Origin of the sequence: Plantibacter sp. ME-Dv--P-095 (assembly GCF_030209365.1) — a bacterium.
Classification (GTDB): Bacteria; Actinomycetota; Actinomycetes; order Actinomycetales; family Microbacteriaceae; genus Plantibacter.
The window spans coordinates 55,504-74,910 of record NZ_JARVSB010000012.1 but is presented as its reverse complement, the minus strand read 5'-3'; the positions used below and the strand labels follow the sequence as shown (position 1 = coordinate 74,910).

Genomic DNA, 19,407 nt, shown 5'->3' with positions numbered 1-19,407 from the left:
CGGGCTACTTGCGGCTGTGTTCCAACGATCCGGCACGCATGGCGGCCTCGTCGTTCAAGTCGACGCGGGAGGCGACGTAGTAGCTGCTCCACTTCGCCGCGTGGTACGCGGGGTTCATGACGAACCAGTACGCGCGGCGCTTCCAGCCGTACTGCCGGTCTCGGACGATCCGCTTCGCATCGCGTAGGGCGCCGAACACGGTGTAGGCCACCTGACGGAACCGACTCACGCGGGTGACGGGCTTGCCGATGCGGCGGAGCGCCGTCGTCTCGTCGAAGATGCGCTTGCGGTACTCGTCGAGCGTGAGGTCGTTGGAGTGGATCACCCAGCCGCGCGGTGCGTACGCCTTCCGCAGGCCCGCGGCGATGATGTCGGCACCGAACGCCATGTCCTCGGAGTAGGGCAGGTCGCGGTAGGGGATGTCGCCGAGCAGGAGGTCCCGCCGTGTGGCCGAGTTGACGTCGGAGTAGAACGCCAGGGCGTCGAGCAGGCCGCCGTTCCCGTCGGCGAAGCCGTCGTTCGCGAAGACCGTCGTCCCGAAGTCGGGCCCGAAGTTGTTGAAGACGTCGGTGATCTCGTACTTCAGCAGCGGGAAGCAGGTCGGGCGGGCGACCTGCTTGCCCATGACCGCGACGACGTCCAGGCCGTCGGGATCGAGCGGCGCGGTGAGCTCGTGCAGCCACCGTGCATCGCCGGGGATCGCGTCGTGCGTCAGGTAGGCGACGACCTTGCCACGGGCGAGCCGGGCTGCGAGCTGGCGGGTCCGCCCGTGACCGAACTCGCTGTTCGGGATGACGTGCAGGCGGACGTCCGGGTGCGCGGCGACGATGTCGAGGGTGCGGTCGGTCGAACCGGAGTCGATCACCAGGGTCTCGAAGGTGCCGTCGTACTCCTGCCCCTCGATCGCGGTGAGGATCTGCTCGAGGTACATCTCACCGTTGTACGTGGGGATGACGATCGTGGCGTCGAGCGTCGTCTCCTCGACGGCGTCGAGGGGATCGTGGGCGCCGTGCGGCTCGGCGTCGTCGGGACGGCTCGTCGCTGGGTCGATGTTGGAGGTCACCGCACCAATGTACCCGGACGCCGCTGCAGCCGGCCCGGGTTGGAGCCGCGTCGGTCGGCGGTCGGCGGCAGGGCTCAGCGCGGCAGGAGCAGGGGCACGAGACCGGAGAGGTCCGCCCGTTGCCCCGAAGCGTGGACCGTCCCTCCGGCCATCGCGGCCGCCCAGTCGATGCGCCCCGAGGCGAGGGCGAGCCAGGTGGGCGGGTCCATCTCCACGACGTTCGGCGGCGTCCCGCGAGTGTGCCGTGGGCCCTCGATGCACTGCACCGCTCCGAACGGCGGGACCCGCACCTCGACGGTGTTGCCCGGCGCCCGTTCGACGAGGAGCTCCAGCAGGTACCGCACCGCGGTCGCCATGTCGGTGCGCGCCACCGGTCCGTCACCGAGCGCCTGCTCGAGGGCGGCACGGCCGACGGCGTCGGTGATCCTGGGTCTGACCATGCATCCGAGGCTAGGGCATTGCGCCTTAAGCTAGACGGGTGAAGATCCTCGTCCTCGGTTCCGGTGCCCGCGAGCACGCCATCATCAAGGCTCTCCTCTCCGAAGAGGCCGGGCACCACATCATCGCCGCCCCCGGCAACGCGGGCATCGCGGGGGATGTGACCGTGGTCGGCATCGACCAGGAGAACCCGTCGATCGTGCGCGACTTCGCCCGCGACGAAGCGGTCGACCTCGTCGTCATCGGTCCGGAGGCGCCGCTCGTCGCCGGCGTGGCCGACAAGCTGCGCGCCGCCGGCATCCCGGTCTTCGGCCCCAACCGCTCCGCCGCCGCCCTCGAGGGCTCGAAGTCCTTCGCCAAGCGCATCATGGACGAAGCCGGTGTGCCCACGGGCCGTGCGGTCCGCGCCGAGGACCTCGACGCGGCGATCGCCGCCCTCGACGAGTTCGGCGCCCCCTACGTCGTCAAGGCCGACGGCCTCGCCGCGGGCAAGGGCGTCCTCGTCACCCACGACCGCGAAGCGGCCATCCAGCACGCGACCAACTGGCTCGGCTACGGCGGCATCCTCGTGGAGGAGTTCCTCGACGGCCAGGAGGTCTCCCTCTTCTTCATCACCGACGGCGAGACGGTACTCCCCCTGTCCCCGGCGCAGGACTACAAGCGCCTGCTCGACGGCGACGCCGGGCCGAACACCGGCGGCATGGGCGCGTACTCGCCGCTGCCCTGGCTCGACAACCGCTTCGGCAGCGAGACCGCCTTCGTCGACGAGGTCCTCGAGACCGTCGCGGTGCCGGTCGTCCGTCAGCTGGCCTCGGAGGGCAACCCGTTCCAGGGGCTGCTCTACGCCGGCCTCATCCTCACCGAGCGCGGCATCCGCGTGATCGAGTTCAACGCCCGGTTCGGCGACCCCGAGACGCAGGTCGTGCTGCCGCGCCTCGTGACGCCGCTGTCGGCACTCCTCCTCGGTTCGGCCACCGGCACCCTCGGCGAGCAGCCGCGCCCGGCCTTCGCCGAGGCCAGCGCCGTCACCGTGGTGCTCGCGAGCCAGAACTACCCGGAGACGCCGGTCACCGGACGCGGGATCACCGGTCTCGACGCCGCGGTCGCGGTGGAGGGCGTCCACCTGGTGCACGCCGCGACGGCGGACGTCGACGGCGGGCTCGTCGCCACGGGCGGTCGTGTGCTCAACGTGGTGGCGCTCGGGTCGACCTTCGCCGAGGCGCGGGGCCGGGCTTACGAGGCGCTGTCGCGCATCGAGCTCGAGGGCGGGCAGTACCGCACCGACATCGCCGCACGCGTCTCCTGACGCGACGACGACCGACACCATGCCGAGCCTCACGAGTCACGACGGCACACGCCTGCACGTCGACGTCATCGGCGACGAGTCGCTCCCGCCGTTGGTCGTGCTCGCCGGCGGCCCGGCCCGCCACCCGGTCTACCTCGGCGACCTCGGCGGTCTGAGCACTCGCCGGCGGTTGATCGTCCTCCACCAGCGTGGGGTCGGCGAGTCGGACGCCGGCCCGGCCGGGACGACGGCGACGTGGCCGGAACTCGCCGAGGACGTGGAAGCGGTCCGTCTGTGGTTGGGCCTCGACCGCTTCGAGCTGCTCGCCCACTCCGCCGGCACGCGGGTCGCGATCAGTTACGCCGCCCGGTACCCGCAGCACCTCGACCGCCTCTGCCTCGTCACGCCCCCGGCCACCTGGCTGGTGGACGCCGACGACGACAGCGCCGAGATCATCGCCCGGCACGCCGCCGCGGACTGGTACCCGGGCTTCCTCGACGCACTCCCGGCGCTCCTCGCCGCGCCGGACTCGGCGACCGGCAACCGGCTCTTCCCCGCGGTCGCCCCCATCGCCTGGGGCGATTGGGACGAGACGGCACAGGAGCACGAACGCCTGGGCGCCTGGCACCCGGTGGCTCAGGACGCCTTCGTCTACACCCCGACGCCCGACGAAGTCGAGGACCTCCGCGACGCGCTCCGTCACCTCGCGGCACCCGTGCTCATCATCGCCGGATCCGAGGACGGCCTCACCGGACTCGCACCGGTCCTCGATCTCGCGAAGCGCTTTCAGCTCGGCCAGGCGATCGTGCTCGACGGCTGCGGTCACTACCCCTGGATCGAGCAGCCGCGGTCCTTCGCCGCCGCCGTCACCCCGTTCTTCCCCGCCGACTGAGGCCCGACCGCAAGCCCTGCCGCCGAGAACCCGTCCGGTGTTGACTGGTGCGGTGCAGACGTTCCTCCCGTACCCCGACTTCCACGCCAGCGCCGAGGTCCTCGACGACCCGGCGACGCTGGACGACGTCTGGGCGGTGGCGACGGACTGATGGTGCACAGCGTCGATCTGACCTTCGACGACGAGCTCGACGCTGCCGTCCGAGCGCGCTGGCGTGCCCTGTCGGACCTCGGCCTGCCGAGCCTGTCGACGCATCAGGGCGCCAGCAACCGCCCGCACATCACGCTGCTCGCCGGGGAGACACTGGAGCTGCACGGGCGGCCGGTCTTCGAGCCGTTCACCGTCCGCCTCGGGGCGCCGCTGACCTTCCCGCGCCGATCGGGCGCGGTGCTCGCGCTCGGCGTCGTGCCGACCCTGGAACTCCTCGCGCTGCACCGTCGGGTCGCCGCCGTGGTCGAGGGTGGGTTCGACCACACGCGACCGGGAGCCTGGACGCCGCACGTCACGCTCTCCCGACGCATCGTCTCGGAGCAGACCGGAGCCGCGCTCGAGGCACTGGCCTCGCTCGGGCCGCTTCCGGACGGTGAGGTCCTCGGCCTCCGGTTCTGGAACGGCGACACCAGGACGGTCACGGAGCTCGTCGGCCCCTGACCCGCCCGGTGCCGCCGCAGCGCCCGGCTACTCCGTCTCGACCCGCGCGGCCTCGGCGGCCGCAGCGGCCTGGCCGTGCTGGGTCTCGGGCGTCGACCACGCCGCAGCCTTCGGCTTCTGGAAGAACAGGACGATGATCGCGCCGAGGAGGGCGAACCCTGCCGGCAGGAGCAGCGACTGCGACATCGCCGCGGTGAAGCCCGCGTGCAGGGCCTCGGGGAGCTCTCCACCGGTCACCTCGCTCACGCCGCCGGTCGCCCCGCCGGGAGCCGCGGGGAGTTCGGCCGCCAGCCGGCCCTGGATGAGGGCGGCGATGGCCGCGCTGCCGAGGACGGCACCGATCTGACGGGTGGTGTTGAAGACACCCGAGCCGGCGCCCGCCTGGTGCTGCGGCAGACCACGGGTGGTGAGGTTCGAGACCGGACCCCACATGAACCCGTTCGCCAGGCCGAGGACGGCGCTCGGGAGCAGCAGCATGAGGATCGGCTGCTCCGGTGTCAGCAGGATCGAGTACCACCCGAGCGACAGCGCGAGCAGCAGGAGCCCGGCGAGCGCGAACCACTTCGGGTTCACGCGGTCGATGGCGCGGCCGACCACCGGTGCCAGCCCGGCGGACAGCACGGCCATCGGGACGAGCATGAGCGCCGACTGCGTCGGGGTCAGCCCGCGCACCGTCTGGTAGAAGAACACGAGCGGCAGCGACAGGCTCGTCACCGTGAAGCCGATCGTCGAGATCGCCAGGTTGCCGACCGAGAAGTTGCGGTCGCGGAAGAGCGCCAGCGGGAGCAGCGGCTCGCCCTTCATGACGGCCTGCCAGACGACGAAGAGGGCCAGCACGACGACCCCCGCGATGATGAGGCTCCACACGGTGATCGGGCCGACGATCGTCCCCCACTCGTAGCTCTGGCCCTCCTGGATGCCGAACACCAGCAGGAACATGCCGAGCCCGCTGAGCACGACGCCGAGGATGTCGAAGCGGTGCGGGTGGGTGGCCAGGGCCGGCACGTTGCGCCAGACCATGATGAAGCCGACGATGCCGACGGGCACGTTGATGAAGAAGATCCACTCCCACCCGAGGCCGTCGACGAGCACCCCGCCGAGGATCGGGCCGACGAGGGTCGCGACACCGGCGGTCGCACCCCAGAGGCCCATGGCCGCACCGCGGCGGTCGGGCGGGAAGATGCGCGTGATGACGGCCATCGTCTGCGGCGTCATGAGCGCGGCGCCGAGCCCCTGCACGACGCGCGCGACGATCAGCATCTCGATGGTGCCGGAGAACCCGCACCAGAGCGACGCGAGCGTGAAGACGACGAGGCCGACGAGGTAGAGGTTCTTCGGCCCGAAGCGGTCGCCGAGGCGGCCGGTGATGAGCAACGGCACCGCGTAGGCGAGCAGGTACGCGCTCGTCACCCAGATGACGTTGTTGATGTCGGTGTCGAGGCCGCGCATGATCGCGGGGTTCGCGACCGACACGATGGTGGTGTCGATGAGGATCATGAAGAAGCCGATGACCAGGGACCAGAGGGCCGGCCACGGCCGCACCGCTCCCGGGGTCGGACCGCTGACACCCTGCGGTGGCGTGGACAAGGAGGTGGACATGGTGTCGCTTTCTGCGGGGAGGAGGAGGTCGCATGGCCTGCTCGTGGAGTGGGGCGCGGGCACCGGCACGTGCCAGGCGAGGGCGCGGGTGGAATATACGCCCATGCACCTACCCTCGCAAGCCCGCCGTCGGTCCCGCATGCCGCCGATGCAGGATACTGGTGGGGTGAGCGCATCCTCGGACACCAACGACTGGAACCACGTCTACTCGGGCAAGGTCCGAGATCTGTACGAACCGGCCGAGGGCCCCGAGGACGTCCTGCTCGTCGTGGCGAGCGACCGCGTGAGCGCCTTCGACCACGTGCTCGAACCGGGCATCCCCGGCAAGGGCGAGCTCCTCACGAGCCTGAGCCTCTGGTGGTTCGACCAGCTGCGGGACGTCCCGAACCACCTCGTCCCCGACCACCGGCTCGACGCCTCAGGTGTCGCCGTCGCGACGATCCCCGACGCGTTCGCCGGCCGGGCGATGCTCGTCCGGAAGCTCGACATGTTCCCCGTCGAGTGCGTCGTGCGCGGCTACCTGACGGGCTCCGGTTGGAAGGAGTACGTCGCCAGCCGCACGGTCTGCGGCATCCCCCTGCCGGACGGACTGCGCGACGGCGACCAGCTGCCCGAACCGCTCTTCACGCCCGCGTACAAGGCACCGCTCGGCGAGCACGACGAGAACATCTCGTTCAGTCGCATGGTCGAGCTCATCGGCGAGGACGACGCGGTCGCCCTGAAGGATCTGTCCCTCGAGATCTACCGGACGGCGTCGATGACCGCCGAGCGCCACGGGGTGATCCTCGCCGACACGAAGTTCGAGTTCGGCCGGAACCCGGAGACCGGCGTCATCACCCTCGGGGACGAGGTGCTCACCTCCGACTCCAGCCGCTACTGGGATCGCGACGTCTACCTCGCCGGCGACGACCCGACCGAGCGGATGGCCAGCTTCGACAAGCAGATCGTGCGCAACTGGCTCGCCCACAACTGGGACCAGCACGACGAGGCGACCCCCACGCCGCCGACGCTGCCGTCCGAGATCGTCACGCAGACCGCGGCACGGTACCGCGAACTCCTCGAGCGTCTCACGGGCCTCCCGCACGCTCGCTGACCACGGCGAGGGTCTCGACGACGGCAGCTCAGCTCAGCGCAGGCCGCTCAGAGCATCCGACGACGGGCTCGGAGTCGCGCACCGTCGGCCGCGATGGCCTGTGCGTCGGGCAGCGGCCCCTCCGGCACGATGACGCCCATGAGCTGGGCCGTCTTCTCGAGCGCGTCGCGCGCGTCGTCGGCAGCGAGCTGCGCTTCGACGAGGTCGCACTCGTCGTCGGCTCCCACCTCGCGTCGAGCCGCGCTGCGCTCCATCAGCTCGCGCTGCAACCGTTCGGCGGTGGCGTACATGCGGGTGAGCGTCCAGAGTGACGTCCAGGAGACGTCGTCGCTCAGGCCGATCAGGTGGTCGTTGAGCGGGTCGACCCAGCGCGACGGCTGGTGACCGCCGTCCAGCCGACGATGGTGGTTCCGCCGCTCGGCCCAGACGAGGAGGAGGACGGCGACGAGGATCACGCCGAGCAGTGCGCCGACGACGTCGAGTCCCGGGGCCCATTCCGGGTCGAAGCCGGGGAGTGAGACGGACCGGGTCTCGTCGTGGACGAGCATCCACTCCACGAGCACACCCACGGCCGCACCGACGATGAAGCCGACCAGAAGGAGGAACGTGCCGAGGAGGATGGTGATCCGACGTCGGAGCTGGTGGACGCGCTCCTGACCCGCGGTGAGCTCGCCTCGTTCCGCGAATGGATCCACGATCATGAGGCGGCCACCCACCCGGACCACACCGGGGTGGCGAGTCGTGACCGTCATGGCCCGAGGATACCCCACAAGGTGGGTGATCCGGGGCGTTTCGAGGCCCGGGATCGGCGGGAATCCGCGGAAAAGCCCGTGTGCTGGCCCCCGGAATGGGGGGCGCCCGAAGGGGTCACGTCGTGCGACGGCGATGGCCGGGCGGCGCACCGAGTCATGCGCGGCTCCGAGCGGTGGTGACTCAGGGCCGTACCCCGACCCGGGGGAACGCACCGGACGCGGCGGCGACGAGCGCCTCGTCGACGTCGTCCAGCGCGAACTCGGCACCGACGAGCTCGGCAAAGGGGTAGCGCCGCCAGGCACCGGTCAGGAAGTCGACCGCTCGCTGCAGGTCGCGCGGCCGGGAGTCGTGCACGCCGCGCACGGTCAGGAGACCGCGCACGATGCGTTCGGCGTCGATGCCGAGCGGCGCTCCGGGTGACTCGCTGCCCACGAGCACCGCGGTCCCGCCGATCGACAGCGCCCCGATCGCGGCGTCGATGCCGCTCACCTCACCGGACACCTCGAGGGCGACCGGGAAGCCCTCGACACCAGCCGCGAGACGCGCGAGGTCGAGGTGCTCGGCCTCGCCGGCGGCCGGGTCGACGGTGGCGACCGCCCCGAAGCGCCCCGCGAGTGAGCGACGGGCCGGGTCCGGGTCGCTCACCACGACGCGCGCGCCGGCGTCCGTCGCGATGGCCGTGACCGTGAGCCCGAGCATCCCCGCGCCGGTGACGAGGACCGCGGTTCCGGTCAGGTCGCGCCCGGCGGCGTCGAGTGCGGCGATCGCGGTGGCCGTTGCACAGGAGGCGGGTGCGAAGACGGCGGCGGGCGGCGTCTCCCCGACGATGACGATGGCCGTGCCCTCGAGGAGCTCGACGTGGGTCGCGAACCCACCGCTCAACTCCCACCCGCGATGCACGCGGTCGTGTCCGTACGTGGCGCGTCGGCGGCAGGTCTGCTGGAGGTCGGCGGAGCACCGGTCGCAGACGCCGCAGCTCACGACGACCGACCACACGACGCGCATGCCGGCCACGAGGAGCGTGCCGTCCATCGCCGTCACCGGGCCGCCGACCGCGACGACACGACCGACCTGCTCGTGCCCGAGGACGAGGGGCGTCGCCGCTTCACGGTGCCCCAGGACGGTGTGGACGTCGGAGCCGCACACCGTCGCGAGCTCCACCTCCACGAGCACGTCTCCCGACCCGAGGGTGACACCCGGGACCGCCATCGCCTGGTGACGCGTGCCGGGCCCCTGCCAGACCATGGCGACGGGCGACGGCCGGACGAAGACGTCCTTGCCGACGTGAGCGGTGAGCGTCGTGTGCATGGTTCCCCCCGTTGCCGTCTCCGCCACGCTATGAGTGGCACCCGAACAGGGCCGGGACGCCAGGTGAACAGCAGGTGAACCAGCGGCGACGGATGCGACCGACCGCCTCAGCGCCACGGCTCGAACGCCTCGGGCCACCAGCCCTAGACTGCTGTGACCCACTGTCCCGATGAGAGCAGGCGAGCTGACATGCCCCTCGATCCGATCTTCGTGGAACGGGCGCGGACGCACCGCGCCTACCTCATCTCGAGTGCGCTCGAGCAGGCGAAGGCGTTCTTCCTCCGGCCGAAGACGACGACCGTGAAGCGGCCGCAGCCGACCCCGGGCACGACGCCGGAACCTGGTCGACCGAAGCAGCCACCGAAGACGACGGCGGCCACCACCACGGCGGCCCCTCGCCGGAAGAAGACCCGCAAGCAGCACCGCAAGGCGGCCCTCAACTGGGACAAGAAGGAACTCGCGACGGTCGGCGTGCCCGGCCCGGCCTTGCGCATCGAGGAGCACACCGTCCCCGTCACCGGGTTCCCCGACGTCCGTGTGCGGCTCTACTACCCGCAGGGCTCAGACGCCGGTGCGCCGGTGCCCGCCGTCCTGTCCTGCTTCGGTGGCGCGTTCCGGATCGGCGGCATCGACTACCCGACGACCGACGCGGGCTTCCGGCGGCGGGCGGCGGACGCGGGCGTCGTGATCGCGGCCGTCGACTACGCGCTCGCGCCGGAACACCGGTACCCGACGCAACTCGAGCAGGCCCACGCGGCGCTCGAGTGGCTCTTCACCGAGGCGACGACGCTCGGGGTCGACGCCGAACGCATCGCCGTGGCCGGGGTGTCGGCCGGCGGCAGCATCGCAGCGGCGCTCACCCTGCTGAATCGCGAGCGCGGCCGGCGCCCGATCCGTCTCCAACTGCTCGAGGTGCCCGTCACCGACCTCACCGGAGGCCACATCGACCTCCGACCCGTCCGGGAGATGGGCATTCCGCGCTTCTTCGCGATCAAGGAGCTGCGGTCCGTGGCGAAGACGTACCTCCTCGACCGCCGTCAGGCGAAGGAGCCCCACGCGTCGCCGCTGCTCGCCCGTTCTCACGCCGACCTCCCGCGCGCGGTGATCCTCACGGCCGAGTACGACCCGCTGCGCGGCGACGGTGCGGCGTACCTCGCCGCCCTCCGGGCCGACGGCGTCGACGCGAGCGGGGTGCTCTACCTCGGCGCGACGCACGACACGCCCATCTTCGGCGGGGTGCTGCCGGCCGCGCGCCGCTGGCACGACGACGTCGTCACCGCGCTCCGCTCGCTCCACGACGAGCACCCGGTGGCCTCGGGCGAGTAGCCGACCGGACGCACGCTGGTCAGTCCCGCGCGCTGCCCGAGCCTGAGCCCGCACCCGCATCGTCGAGACTCACGAGGGCGAGCCAGACCTCCGTCCGCGCCGCGAAGGTGTCGAGCGGGCGCTCCAGCAGCCGCTCCACCCTGGTGATCCGGTTCCGCAGCGTGTGCCGATGGATCCCGAGGCGTTTCGCGGCCGGATCCCACTGCCCGTTGGCCTCGAGCCACTGCCGGAGACTCTCGACGAGTACTGAGCCCTCCTCGCGGTCGGCGAGCAGCACGGGCCCCAGGAGGTCCTCTGCGACCGGACGTGACCGTGCGGCGTCGAGGAGGCCGGTCATCCCACCGACCGCGAGCGCCCCGAACCGCTCGATCGACCGCCCCTGGGCCGCCGCCTGCGCGTGGGCCGACACCGCCTGGCCGACACCGAGGGCGAGGTCCGCGAGTCCGACCGCCCGGGACAGCCCGAGGTGACGGCCTGGCGTGCCGCCGAACAGCCCCTCGAGCACGGCGTCCGTGCCGGGCGTGTCGGAAGCGAGCAGGGACAGTCGGCCGTCGTGTTCCGCCACGAACAGTTCCCCGACGGCGAGCGCCGCGGCACGCTCGAGCTCGCTGAGCAACGCCTCCCGGCCGTCGTCGGCGGCGGTGGCCACGCCGACGCGGACGGCGCCCGTCGGGAGGGGCGTCGTGAGTTCCTCGGCGACGGTTCTGGCGGCATCGGACTCACCGGCGAGCAGCAACCGCCAGACGCCGAGCCGTAACGCTCGACCGGCCCGTCCGAGCGCCCCGCCCTGTTCCAGGGTGAGGCCGGTGATCGCGACGACGGAGGTCACGACGCCCTGGGCAGCGGCGTCGAGCGGGCCGTCGGCGCCGCCGATCGCGAGCACTCCGCGGAGGTCGCCGCGGCGGCCGAGCGTCTGGAGCGAGACCGTCCCGCTCGGGCTCGTGAACGTCGCCCCGGATCGCTGGCCGCGTCGGAGGAGCCCCTGCGCCTCCTCCGCGACCCGCTCGACGAGGCGGTCTCGGCCGCGGAGCCGCCCTCCGTCGGCAGCGGCGTCGGCGATGGTCGCGGCATGGGCGTCGAGCAGCACGACCCAGGCGCCGAGCGCGCGGGCGAGCTCGGTCACGACCGCGTGCGAGGCGTCCGGGCGGAGCGCCGCGAAGGCGATGGACCGCTGGGCGGCGAGGGCCCAGGCGTCCCGTTCCCGGTCGGCTTCGGCGATGAGGTCGGCGGCGTAGCGGATGACCGCGATGAAGGGTGTGCGGTAGGGCACCTCGAACAGCGGGACGCCGTGATCGGCACAGGCCTGGGCGAGTTCCGACGGCGGGCCGGCGGTGATGACCTCGGTGCCGAACCCGAGGGCGGCGACGCCCGCCGCGGCGAGGCGTGCCACGTACGCCTCCACCTGCGTGGCGGACACGGCCGTACCGAACTGGGTGCCGGTCGTCAGGACGATCTGGTCCGCGATCAGGAACGGGGTCGGGTCCGGGAGGTCGGAGCTCGACACCCACGCCACCGGACGCTCGAGCGATCCGGCCGTCCCGGCGACGACGAGTCGGAGACCGAGGGCGTGACGATCGAGGAGGTGCTGCAACGACGGGGCCATGGCGTGAGTCTACGTCGCGGTGCCAGTCCGTCCAATGGCGATGCTCGACATCGACGAACTGTCGAGTGTCCCGGGGATCGGCGCTGCCTAGCATGGCTGCATCACGAGCGGTCGACGTCGAGCAGCGGCGGCCGACCGCCAGATCGAACGGAGCATCGATGACGAGCATGAGCAGCGCCCCCACGACCGACGTCCTCGGCGGACCTGCACTTCCCCAGGAACGTCGTCTCGTCACCGCCATCCCCGGACCGATCTCCGAAGAACTCATGGCCAGGAAGCACGCCGCGGTGGCGTCCGGGGTCGGCACCACGATGCCCGTCTTCGCAGCGGGCGCCGGCGGCGGAGTCCTCGTCGACGTCGACGGCAACTCGCTCATCGACCTCGGATCCGGGATCGCTGTGACGGGTGTCGGCAACAGCAACCCACGCGTGGTCGAAGCGGTGACCCGTCAGCTGCAGGAGTTCACCCACACCTGCTTCACGATCACCCCGTACGACTCCTACGTCGAGGTCGCCGAAGCCCTGAACCGACTGACCCCCGGCGACCACGCGAAGCGCACGGCGCTGTTCAACTCCGGCGCGGAAGCCGTCGAGAACGCCGTGAAGATCGCTCGGAGCCACACGAAGAAGCAGGCGGTCGTCGCGTTCGACCACGCCTACCACGGCCGCACGAACCTCACGATGGCCCTCACCGCGAAGTCCATGCCGTACAAGAGCGGCTTCGGGCCGTTCGCCTCCGAGGTGTACCGCGCGCCACTCTCCTACCCGTTCCGTGACGGCGGGCTGTCCGGTGCCGAAGCGGCGCAGCGGGCGATCACGCAGATCGAGAAGCAGATCGGCGCGGACAACCTGGCCGCGATCATCATCGAACCCATCCAGGGCGAGGGTGGCTTCATCGTCCCGGCGGACGGCTTCCTCCCCGCCCTGCTCGACTGGGCCCGCGCGAACGACGTCGTCTTCATCGCCGACGAGGTGCAGACCGGGTTCGCCCGCACCGGCGCCATGTTCGCGTCCGAGCACTTCGGTGTCGTGCCGGACCTCATCATCACCGCCAAGGGCATCGCGGGCGGGCTGCCGCTCTCGGCCGTGACCGGACGTGCGGACATCATGGACGCCCCGCACGCCGGCGGTCTCGGCGGGACCTACGGCGGGAACCCGCTCGCCTGCGTCGCCGCGCTCGCCGCCATCGAAGCGTACGAGGAGGACGACCTCGCCGCTGCGGCCCGAGCGATCGAGACGCGCATCGTGGACCGGTTCACCGCCGCGCAAGCGACCGACCCGCGCATCGGCGACATCCGCGGACGCGGTGCCATGATGGCCGTCGAGTTCGTCGACCCGGCCACCGGCGAACCGGATGCGACGCTCACCGCGCGCGTCGCGAAAGCCTCGCACCAGGCCGGCGTGATCGTGCTCACCTGCGGCACCTACGGCAACGTGGTCCGGTTCCTCCCGCCGCTCACCATCCCACTCGAGCTGCTCGACGAGGGACTCGACGTCGTGCTCGAGGCACTCGCCACGAGCTGACGCCGCGCCCTTCGGCGAGCGGTCCCTGAGCCGGTCGAAGGGCGGAACGGCACGAGCCCGCTCCCCAGCACCCCGGCGACTCCACGACATCGCAACCCCGCTCACCGAGCTTGTCGAGGGGCACGCACGCTGAAACACTGTCACCGACGCCATCGACCCCAGCAAGGAGCTCCACCCATGACCGATGCACGCGAAACCGAACTGCTCAGCAAGGTCCCGAACGGCCTCTTCATCGGCGGCGTCTGGCGCGACGCGTCCGACGGTGGCACCCTCACGGTCACCGACCCGTCCACGGGCGACGTCATCAAGACCATCGCCGACGCCTCGGTCGCCGACGGCACCGCCGCGCTCGACGCCGCCGTCGCCGCGCAGGACGACTGGGCGGCGACCGCGCCCCGTACGCGTTCGAACATCCTCAGGAAGGCGTTCGACCTCCTCCAGGAACGCCGGGACGAGTTCGCGCTGCTCATGACGCTCGAGATGGGCAAACCGCTCGCCGAGGCGAACGGCGAGGTCACCTACGGCGGCGAGTTCCTCCGCTGGTTCTCGGAGGAGGCCGTCCGCATCTCGGGCCGCTACGGCTCCAACCCCGAGGGCACCGGCATGATGACCGTCTCGCAGCACCCCGTCGGGCCCTGCTTCCTCATCACACCGTGGAACTTCCCCCTCGCGATGGCGACCCGCAAGATCGCACCGGCGCTCGCCGCCGGGTGCACCGTCGTCGTGAAGCCGGCGGAGCTCACCCCGCTGACGACCCTCTCCTTCGTGAAGCTCCTCGAGGACGCCGGTCTCCCGGCGGGGGTCGTGAACGTCATCACCACGGCCAGCTCCTCGGCCGTGTCCGCACCGATCATCGCCGACCCGCGCCTCCGGAAGCTCAGCTTCACCGGCTCGACGCCGGTGGGCCAGAAGCTCATCGAGCAGTCGGCGAAGAACGTCCTCCGCACCTCCATGGAACTCGGCGGCAACGCCCCGTTCGTGGTGTTCGAGGACGCCGACCTGGACAAGGCCGTGGACGGCGCGATGGCGGCGAAGTTCCGGAACATCGGACAGGCGTGCACCGCGGCGAACCGCTTCATCGTCCACCGCGACGTCGCCGATGAGTTCGCCAAGCGGGTCACCGAACGGGTGCGCGCGTTCCGTATCGGCCGCGGCACCGAGGACGGCGTGACGATCGGCCCGCTCATCGACGACCGCGCCGTCACGAAGGCGAAGACGCTCGTCGCCGACGCCGTCGGACGTGGCGCCGAGGTGCTCACCGGTGGCGAGGCCGTCGAGGGCGCCGGGACGTTCTTCCAGCCGACCGTCGTCACGGGTGTCGTCCCGGGGTCCGACATCCTCCGCGAGGAGATCTTCGGCCCGGTCCTCGCGATCGTCCCCTTCGACGACGAGGACGACGCCGTGCGCCTCGCGAACGACACCGAGTACGGCCTCGTCTCCTACGTCTTCACCACCGACCTCGCGCGCGGACAGCGCATGATCGGCAGGCTGGAGACCGGCATGATGGGCCTGAACGTCGGCGTCATCTCCAACGCGGCGGCGCCGTTCGGCGGGGTCAAGCAGTCCGGCATCGGCCGAGAGGGCGGGCTCGAGGGCATCCACGAGTACCTGTACCCGAAGTACACCATGACGCCCATCGACTGACGGTCGCCACCACCCGCCCGGCGGACGACGACCGAAAGCGTCGCCGTCCGTCGGATCGACCGTCGAGATCGACACCGACGGTTCCATCCGACGGCGCGAACCGCCATACTCGACTATCGACGCGGATCCCGACCGGGTCACCCACCCGAGCGTCCTGGTCCCCGAGCACCACCCCGGTCCACCCGCACCACCCGATCCCCGAGCACCACCCCGGTCCCTGAGCTTGTCGCAGGGCCACGAACAGGAAGACACCTCATGAGTGCTATCGAACGCGACGTCGTCATCATCGGCGCCGGGGCCTCCGGGCTCACCGCCGCCACCAAGCTCCGCGCAGCCGGCCTGTCCGTCGCCGTCCTCGAGGCTCGCGACCGCGTGGGTGGCCGCCTGTGGACGAACCACATCGACGGCGCGATGCTCGAGCTCGGCGGGCAGTGGGTCTCCCCCGACCAGACGGCGCTCCTCGCGACGCTCGACGAGCTGGGACTCGACACCTACTCCCGCTACCGCGAGGGCGACAGCGTCTACGTCAACGCCGACGGCGTGCGCACCCGCTTCACGGGCGACATCTTCCCCGTGGCCGAGTCGACGGCCGCCGAGATGGAGCGACTGATCACCCTCCTCGACGAGCTCGTGGAACAGGTCGGGGTCACCGAGCCGTGGGCGCACGAGAAGGCGACCGAGTACGACCGCATCTCCTGGAGCGCCTGGTTGGCGGAGCAGACGGACGACGTCGAGGCGCGCGACAACATCGCCCTGTTCATCGCGGCCGCGATGCTCACGAAGCCCTCGCACTCCTTCTCGCTGCTGCAGGCACTGCTCATGGCGGCGTCGGCGGGTAGCTTCACCCACCTCGTCGAGGCGGACTTCATCCTCGACAAGCGGGTCGTCGGTGGGCTGCAGCAGGTCCCGATCAAGCTCGCCGAGGCCCTCGGCGACGACGTCCACCTGTCATCGCCCGTCCGACGACTCGAGTGGTCTGACACCGGCGTCTCAGCCGAGGCCGACAAGGTGACGGTGAACGCCCGCTACGCCATCGTCGCGGTCCCGCCGAACCTGTACTCGCGGATCGACTTCCAGCCGCCGCTGCCGCGACTCAGCCACCAGATGCACCAGCACATGTCGCTCGGTCTCGTCATCAAGGTGCACGCGGTGTACGAGACGCCGTTCTGGCGCGAGGACGGGCTCTCCGCGACCGCGTTCAGCCCGTACGAGCTCGTGCACGAGGCGTACGACAACACCAACCACGAGGACCCGCGCGGCACCCTCGTCGGGTTCGTCTCGGACGAGCGCGCCGACGAGGTCTTCAAGCTGAGCGCCGAGGAGCGCCGGGAGCGCATCCTCACCTCGCTCTCCCACTACTACGGCGAGCAGGCACTGTCGCCCGTCGTGTACTACGAGAGCGACTGGGGCAGCGAGGAGTGGACCCGCGGCGCATACGCGGCCAGCTTCGACCTGGGCGGCCTGTCGCGATACGGCGCCATGCAGTCGACGCCCGTCGGACCGATCTACTGGTCGACGAGTGACCTCGCGGCCGAGGGCTACCAGCACGTCGACGGCGCGATCCGCAAGGGCGCCGACACCGCCGCAGCGATCATCGCCCGGCACCAGGCGTAGCGTCTCCCGGTCCCTGACCTTGTCGAAGGACCACCCCCGTCGATACCCTGCACCAACGAAACACCCGCACACCGCCGTGCAGTCCGGCACCTTCGCACCCGATCGAAAGCGAACACCAGATGAGATACATCGTCGGCTACACAGACACTCCGGCCGGTCGCGATGCGCTCGCGCTCGGCATCAGGATCGCGAGGACGACGGGCGCCCGTCTCGACATCGTCCTCGTGCTCGCCAACGAGGAGCGGCCGACGATCACGCCGGCCGACCCCGGTTATGAGCGGTTCCTGCGCGAGACCGCCGAACGCTGGCTCGCGGAGGCCTTGGCCGCCGTCCCGTCCGACGTCATGGCGAAGACCCACCTGGTCTACGACGAGTCGTTCGCGGAGGGGCTGCTGGAGGCCTCCCGCATCCTCGAGGGCGGTCTCATCATCATCGGTGCGGCTCGCGGCGGGCTCCTCGGACGCTTCACCCTCGGCAGTGTCGCGAACACCCTCCTCCACTCGGCGGTCGTGCCGGTCGCCCTCGCACCGGTCGGGAGCCGCGACCTCCTCGAGGCGCAGCCCACCGGCGGCACGGTGAGCCGCATCACCTGCGCCATCGGCACCAGGGCCGGCGCACACCAACTGCTCGACGCCGCGATCGTCGTCGCGAAGAACGCGGTCATCCCGCTCCGCCTCGTGTCACTCGTCGCCCTCGACCAGCCGGAGGGCGCCGAGCACCCCGAGGCGACCACCCGGGCCGAGGCCCATGCGGCCGAGGTGCTCGCGTACGCGACCGAGCACCTGCCGTCCGACGTCGACGTCACCACGGAGATCGCCTCGGGCACCCGCATCGAGGACGCCGTCGCCGGTCTCGACTGGAAGCCGGCGGAGATCGTCCTCGTCGGCTCCAGCCGACTCGCCACCCCGAAGCACCTCTTCCTCGGCTCCACCGCAGCGAAGATGCTGCGCGAGCTCCCCGTACCCATGGTGGTCGTGCCCCGCGACTCCGTGCTGACCCTCGGAGACCCGACATGACTCCTCCCGAATCCACCCCGGCGCGCGACGTCGCCCACCCCGAGACGACGGCGACCGGCGCCCTCTCCAAGAAGGGACTCGGCGCCGGGACCGTCGGCCTCGTCGGCGCGATCGTCATCGGCATCTCGTGCATCGCGCCCGCGTACACCCTCACCGGGGCGCTCGGCCCGACGGTCGCGGAGGTCGGCACCCATGTGCCCGCGATCTTCCTCGTCGGCTTCATCCCGATGCTGCTCGTCGCCTTCGGCTATCGCGAACTCAACAGCCGCATGCCGGATTCCGGCACCTCGTTCACCTGGGCGACCCGCGCCTTCGGTCCCTGGGTCGGGTGGATGGCCGGGTGGGGCCTCATCGCGGCGACGATCGTCGTGCTCTCCAACCTCGCCGGCATCGCCGTCGACTTCTTCTACCTGATGCTGTCGCAGATCTTCCAGAACCCCGACATCGCCGGCCTGACGTCGAACCCGTTCATCAACGTCATCACGTGTCTCGCGTTCATGCTCGGGGCCACGCTCATCTCCTACCGCGACATGCAGACGACGCAGAAACTCCAGTACGTGCTCGTCGGCTTCCAGCTCCTCGTCATGGTGCTGTTCGGCATCGTCGCGTTCGCGCACGTCGCAGGCGGCGACGCGTTCGACGCCCTGCCGATCTCGCTCGACTGGTTCAACCCCTTCGCGGTCGGCTCGTTCAGCGCGTTCGCCGCCGGCCTGTCGCTCTCGATCTTCATCTTCTGGGGTTGGGACGTCACCTTGACGATGAGCGAGGAGACGAAGGGGTCGAGCTCGACGCCCGGCAAGGCGGCCACCGCCACCGTCGTCATCATCGTCGTCCTGTACCTGTTCCTGTCGGTCGCCCTCATCAACTACGCGGGTGTCGGCGACGGAGAGTTCGGACTCGGCAACGAGGACATCCAGGGCAACGTGTTCTTCTCGCTCGCCGGCCCCATCCTCGGCCCGTTGGCGGTCCTCGTGTCGATCGCCGTGCTGTCGTCCTCGGCGGCCTCCCTGCAGTCGACCTTCGTCTCGCCGGCGCGCACCCTGCTCGCCATGGGCCACTACGGCGCCCTGTCGCCGAAGTTCTCCAAGGTGCACCCGAAGTTCTTCACGCCCGGCTACGCCACGATCGTCTCGAGCGTCGTCGCCTCGGTGTTCTACGCGGTCATGCGGTTCATCTCCGAGGACGTGCTCTGGGACACCATCACCACGCTCGGCATGATGATCTGCTTCTACTACGGACTCACCGCGTTCGCGTGCGTCTGGTACTTCCGGAAGCAGTGGTTCTCGAGCGTGCGGAACTGCTTCTTCCAGTTCGTCGCCCCGCTCCTCGGTGGACTCATCCTGGGGGTGCTGTTCTTCACGACGATCATCGAGAGCGCCGACCCGTCCTACGGTTCGGGGTCGAACATCGGTGGTGTCGGCCTCGTGTTCATCCTCGGCATGATCATCATCGTGGCGGGCATCGTCATCATGCTCATCCAGGCGAAGCTCCGGCCCGACTTCTTCCGCAACAAGACCCTCGCACGCGGCATCGCGGGTGACGCGAACGAGGCGGACGCCGCACTGCCCGAGTGACCGATCGAGCCCGACACCCGTCCGA

The 19,407-nt window shown here is 70.8% G+C and carries 16 protein-coding genes; 10 read left to right on the top strand and 6 right to left on the bottom strand.

Annotated elements, in window-relative coordinates:
- Positions 1–4: 4 nt before the first annotated feature.
- Both QRN26_RS17530 and QRN26_RS17525 read right to left on the bottom strand, forming a co-directional pair.
- Positions 5–1,063, bottom strand: a complete 1,059-nt coding sequence (locus QRN26_RS17530) for a glycosyltransferase family 2 protein (RefSeq protein ID WP_285037730.1) — start codon at positions 1,061–1,063, stop codon at positions 5–7.
- A gap of 74 nt (positions 1,064–1,137) precedes the next feature.
- Positions 1,138–1,503: a sterol carrier family protein gene (locus QRN26_RS17525; RefSeq protein WP_056779136.1), complete on the bottom strand. Its 366-nt coding sequence runs from the start codon at positions 1,501–1,503 to the stop codon at positions 1,138–1,140.
- Between the two features lie 38 nt (positions 1,504–1,541).
- Here QRN26_RS17525 and purD point away from each other — a divergent pair, with 38 nt between their 5' ends.
- From purD to QRN26_RS17510, 3 genes are all read left to right on the top strand, one after another.
- Positions 1,542–2,807, top strand: a complete 1,266-nt coding sequence (gene purD / locus QRN26_RS17520; protein WP_056779139.1) for a phosphoribosylamine--glycine ligase — start codon at positions 1,542–1,544, stop codon at positions 2,805–2,807.
- Between the two features lie 19 nt (positions 2,808–2,826).
- Positions 2,827–3,678 carry an alpha/beta fold hydrolase gene (locus QRN26_RS17515; protein ID WP_285037729.1) on the top strand — a complete coding sequence of 284 codons (852 nt, stop codon included), beginning with the start codon at positions 2,827–2,829 and terminating at the stop codon, positions 3,676–3,678.
- 150 nt (positions 3,679–3,828) lie between these two features.
- Positions 3,829–4,329 (top strand): 2'-5' RNA ligase family protein, encoded by a 501-nt coding sequence (locus tag QRN26_RS17510; RefSeq protein WP_285037728.1) that lies wholly within the window; start codon positions 3,829–3,831, stop codon positions 4,327–4,329.
- A gap of 27 nt (positions 4,330–4,356) precedes the next feature.
- Here QRN26_RS17510 and QRN26_RS17505 read toward each other — a convergent pair whose 3' ends face one another.
- Positions 4,357–5,928, bottom strand: coding sequence for a DHA2 family efflux MFS transporter permease subunit (locus QRN26_RS17505; protein ID WP_285037727.1), 1,572 nt, complete (start codon positions 5,926–5,928; stop codon positions 4,357–4,359).
- Between the two features lie 148 nt (positions 5,929–6,076).
- Between QRN26_RS17505 and QRN26_RS17500 the strand changes: the two genes are divergently transcribed.
- The gene (locus tag QRN26_RS17500) at positions 6,077–7,021 is read left to right on the top strand and encodes a phosphoribosylaminoimidazolesuccinocarboxamide synthase (protein WP_056011536.1); all 945 of its coding nucleotides are present in this window, start codon (positions 6,077–6,079) and stop codon (positions 7,019–7,021) included.
- 47 nt (positions 7,022–7,068) lie between these two features.
- Here the strand turns inward: QRN26_RS17500 and QRN26_RS17495 are convergent, their stop codons facing one another.
- Both QRN26_RS17495 and QRN26_RS17490 read right to left on the bottom strand, forming a co-directional pair.
- The gene (locus QRN26_RS17495) at positions 7,069–7,773 is read right to left on the bottom strand and encodes a hypothetical protein (RefSeq protein ID WP_056008731.1); all 705 of its coding nucleotides are present in this window, start codon (positions 7,771–7,773) and stop codon (positions 7,069–7,071) included.
- Between the two features lie 181 nt (positions 7,774–7,954).
- Positions 7,955–9,082: an alcohol dehydrogenase catalytic domain-containing protein gene (locus QRN26_RS17490; protein ID WP_285037726.1), complete on the bottom strand. Its 1,128-nt coding sequence runs from the start codon at positions 9,080–9,082 to the stop codon at positions 7,955–7,957.
- A gap of 189 nt (positions 9,083–9,271) precedes the next feature.
- Here QRN26_RS17490 and QRN26_RS17485 point away from each other — a divergent pair, with 189 nt between their 5' ends.
- The gene (locus tag QRN26_RS17485; protein ID WP_285037725.1) at positions 9,272–10,408 is read left to right on the top strand and encodes an alpha/beta hydrolase; all 1,137 of its coding nucleotides are present in this window, start codon (positions 9,272–9,274) and stop codon (positions 10,406–10,408) included.
- Positions 10,409–10,427: 19 nt separating this feature from the next.
- On the opposite strand, the gene QRN26_RS17480 is transcribed toward QRN26_RS17485, so the two are convergent.
- On the bottom strand, positions 10,428–12,011 hold the full coding sequence (locus QRN26_RS17480) for a helix-turn-helix domain-containing protein (RefSeq protein ID WP_285037724.1): 1,584 nt from the start codon (positions 12,009–12,011) through the stop codon (positions 10,428–10,430).
- A 158-nt stretch (positions 12,012–12,169) separates the two neighbouring features.
- Between QRN26_RS17480 and gabT the strand changes: the two genes are divergently transcribed.
- From gabT to QRN26_RS17455, 5 genes are all read left to right on the top strand, one after another.
- Positions 12,170–13,534: a 4-aminobutyrate--2-oxoglutarate transaminase gene (gene gabT / locus QRN26_RS17475; protein ID WP_056011539.1), complete on the top strand. Its 1,365-nt coding sequence runs from the start codon at positions 12,170–12,172 to the stop codon at positions 13,532–13,534.
- Positions 13,535–13,711: 177 nt separating this feature from the next.
- Positions 13,712–15,178 carry an NAD-dependent succinate-semialdehyde dehydrogenase gene (locus tag QRN26_RS17470; RefSeq protein ID WP_285037723.1) on the top strand — a complete coding sequence of 489 codons (1,467 nt, stop codon included), beginning with the start codon at positions 13,712–13,714 and terminating at the stop codon, positions 15,176–15,178.
- 255 nt (positions 15,179–15,433) lie between these two features.
- On the top strand, positions 15,434–16,792 hold the full coding sequence (locus tag QRN26_RS17465; protein WP_285037722.1) for a flavin monoamine oxidase family protein: 1,359 nt from the start codon (positions 15,434–15,436) through the stop codon (positions 16,790–16,792).
- 119 nt (positions 16,793–16,911) lie between these two features.
- Positions 16,912–17,808: a universal stress protein gene (locus QRN26_RS17460; protein WP_056008746.1), complete on the top strand. Its 897-nt coding sequence runs from the start codon at positions 16,912–16,914 to the stop codon at positions 17,806–17,808.
- Positions 17,805–19,382, top strand: coding sequence for an APC family permease (locus tag QRN26_RS17455; RefSeq protein ID WP_056779171.1), 1,578 nt, complete (start codon positions 17,805–17,807; stop codon positions 19,380–19,382). The genes QRN26_RS17460 and QRN26_RS17455 overlap by 4 nt, the downstream gene beginning before the upstream one ends.
- The last annotated feature ends 25 nt before the right edge of the window (positions 19,383–19,407 follow it).